2 protein-coding genes and 2 pseudogenes are annotated in these 2,715 nt (G+C 71.8%); all 4 read right to left on the bottom strand.

Features of this window, described 5'->3' with window-relative positions; genetic code table 11:
• Positions 1-189: pseudogene (locus GT354_RS35855) on the bottom strand (hypothetical protein); the annotation flags it as partial.
• Positions 190-321: 132 nt separating this feature from the next.
• A complete protein-coding gene (locus tag GT354_RS35850) occupies positions 322-1,302 on the bottom strand; it encodes an NAD(P)H-quinone oxidoreductase (RefSeq protein WP_161360566.1) in 981 nt (326 codons plus the stop codon).
• A 10-nt stretch (positions 1,303-1,312) separates the two neighbouring features.
• Positions 1,313-2,461: a potassium channel family protein gene (locus GT354_RS35845; RefSeq protein WP_161360565.1), complete on the bottom strand. Its 1,149-nt coding sequence runs from the start codon at positions 2,459-2,461 to the stop codon at positions 1,313-1,315.
• Positions 2,458-2,715: pseudogene (locus tag GT354_RS35840) on the bottom strand (molybdopterin molybdenumtransferase MoeA); the annotation flags it as partial. The pseudogene GT354_RS35840 and the gene GT354_RS35845, both read right to left, overlap by 4 nt.

Raw genomic sequence — 2,715 nt, 5'->3', positions numbered from 1 at the left:
GGCCGGTGCGGGCGCGGGCGGCGGGGCCGAGGCCGGCGCGGACGGCCCGGGCGCAGGCGCCGCGAGCACGCCCGGGTCCACGCTCGCGAGCGTGGCCGTCGCGAGCGCGGCCGTACCGGGAAGGGCGACCGCCACCGCGAGCACGCACCCGGCAGCCAGTCGACGCGCGAAGCCGCCGGGGGAAGGCATGCCGTCAGACTAAGGAAAATCGACATTCATCCCATTAACCGACATTCGCCGCATCGAGATGGCCGTCCGATTTTCATTCGTCCGGCCGCAGGCTCGTCCGGGCCGACGGCCACCGGCCCGCCCGGGTCGACGTCAGTGCACGCTCAGCAACACCTTGCCGATGTGGCTGCTTTCCTCCACCAGCCGATGCGCCGCCGCGGCCTCGGACATCGGCATGACGCGGTCGATGATCGGCGCGATCCGCCCGGACTCGATCAGCGGCCACACGTGCTCGCGCACCGCCGCCACGATCGCGGACTTCTCGGCGAGCGGTCGCGCGCGCAGGGAGGTCGCGGCAATCGCGGCGCGCTTGCGCAGCAGCTTGTTGAGGTCGAGTTCGCCGCGTGCTCCGCCCTGGAGGCCGATCACCACGAGTCGACCGTTGACCGCGAGCGCGTCGACGTTGCGGTCGAGATACTTGGCGCCCATGTTGTCCAGCACCACATCGACGCCCGCGCCGTCCGTGGCCTCCTGTACCCGGGCGACGAAGTCCTCTTCGCGGTAGTTGATCGTGACGTCGGCACCCAACTCGCGGCACCGCGCGAGCTTGGCCTCGGAGCCGGCGGTGGTGAAGATCCGGGCCCCGAGCGCGGACGCGAGCTGGATCGCCATGGTGCCGATGCCGCTCGACCCGCCGTGCACCAGGAAGTTCTCGCCGCGGCGCAGGTGGGCGACCATGAACACGTTCGACCACACGGTGCACACCACTTCGGGCAACCCGGCGGCGGACACCGGGTCGACCCCCTTGGGCACCGGAAGCAGCAGCCCCACCGGGACCCGGACCCGCTCGGCGTAGCCGCCGCCCGCGAGCAGCGCGCACACCTGATCGCCCACCGCCCACCCGGACACTCCCGCGCCGACGGCGACGATCCGCCCCGACGCCTCCAGGCCCGGGTAGGGCGACGCGCCCGGCGGTGGTTCGTAAAACCCCTGACGCTGCATCAGGTCGGCGCGGTTGACCGCCGAAGCGGCCACCTCCACCAGTACTTCCCCGGGCTCGGGACTCTCGTCGGGGACCTCGGTCCACGTGAGTACCTCGGGTCCGCCCGGCTCGGCAATCGTGATCGCGTACATACCACCCACACTATGAGGCGGTCGGCTTCTGGTGGGACTTGTGCGACTTGATGACGACGAGTCGGTCGCCCGCGCTCAGCACCGCGGCCTCGGGATCGTCGTGTCGCAGCGTGCGGTGGCCGCGCACGACGGCCACGACGAGATCGCCGCACTCGCCCGGCGACCGACCCGCCTCGCGCTTGTCGATCGGGCGCTCGACCAGGTCCATGCCCTGGCCGTAGTGCATGAGGTCCTCCATCACCTCGCCGACGTTCGGGCTGAGCATGGACACTCCCAGCAGTCGGCCGGCCGCGCTCGCGGTGGTGACCACCGAGTCGGCGCCGCTCTGCCGGATCAGCGGCGCGTTCTCGTCCTCGCGGACGGCGACCACGATCCACGCGCGCCGATTGAGCTGGCGGGCGGTCAGCGTGACGAGCGCGGCGGTGTCGTCGCGGTTGACCGACACGATGATGTTGCGGGCCCGCTCGACCTCCGCCCGACGCAGCACCTCGGCCCGGGTAGCGTCGCCCGAGACCACCACGAGCTTGTCGTCGTCGCTCGCCTCGGACACCGCCTCGGGGTCGGAGTCGACGATGACGATGTTGTCCCGCGAGACGCCCTGGGCCATGAGCGTGTGGACGGCGCTGTATCCGGTCGTGCCGTAGCCGACGAGGATGGTGTGGTCGCGCAACGTGGACCTCCAGCGGTTGAGCCGCAGCAGTTCCCGCGTGCGCTCGGTGAGGACTTCGAGGGTCGTGCCGACGAGGATGATCAGGAAGACCACGCGCAGCGGCGTGATCAGCACGACGTTGACCAGGCGGGCGGCGTCGCCGGCGGGGACGATGTCGCCGTAGCCGGTCGTGGAGAGAGTGACCGTGGCGTAGTAGACACAGTCGAGCAACGAGACCCGGTCGTCGACGCTGTCGCGGTAGTTGTCGCGGTCGACGTAGACGATGAGGATCGTCAGGGCCAGCACCAACAGCGCCATCCCGAACCGGCGCAGCACCTGCACCAGCGGGCCGGGACGTTCCTTGGGGATGTGTACGGTGGCGCCCGCCTGACCGGCGAGCCCCGCCGGTCCCTCGGTGCGTTTGCGCAGCGCCGGCATCGGCCGGGCCAGCGCACCGCGCGGGCCGCGCCGATCCGCAGGTCGGTCGTCGGGGAAGCGCACCGTCTTCATCGAGGCGCCCCGAGCACCTCTACTCGCTCGCCCGCGCGCACGCCACCCGGCGGCACGACGGCGATGCCGTCGGCCACGGCGAGCCCGCGCAGCATCGCCGGACCGGCGAACGCGAGCGGTTTGTCGGCGCGCATCGGTACGAGCCGGGTGTCGTGCGGGTGCCCGGCGATGTCCACGCCGGCCCGGATCCGGCGCGGCCGCGGTTCGGGCCGCCCGGACAGCCGGCGCAGCAGCGGTACGCACAGCGTGAGCAT

It is taken from the genome of Streptomyces sp. SID3343, assembly GCF_009865215.1.
Lineage (GTDB): Bacteria > Actinomycetota > Actinomycetes > Streptomycetales > Streptomycetaceae > Embleya.
The sequence above is the reverse complement of the archived record's forward strand: the minus strand, read 5'-3'. Positions and strand labels throughout refer to the sequence as shown.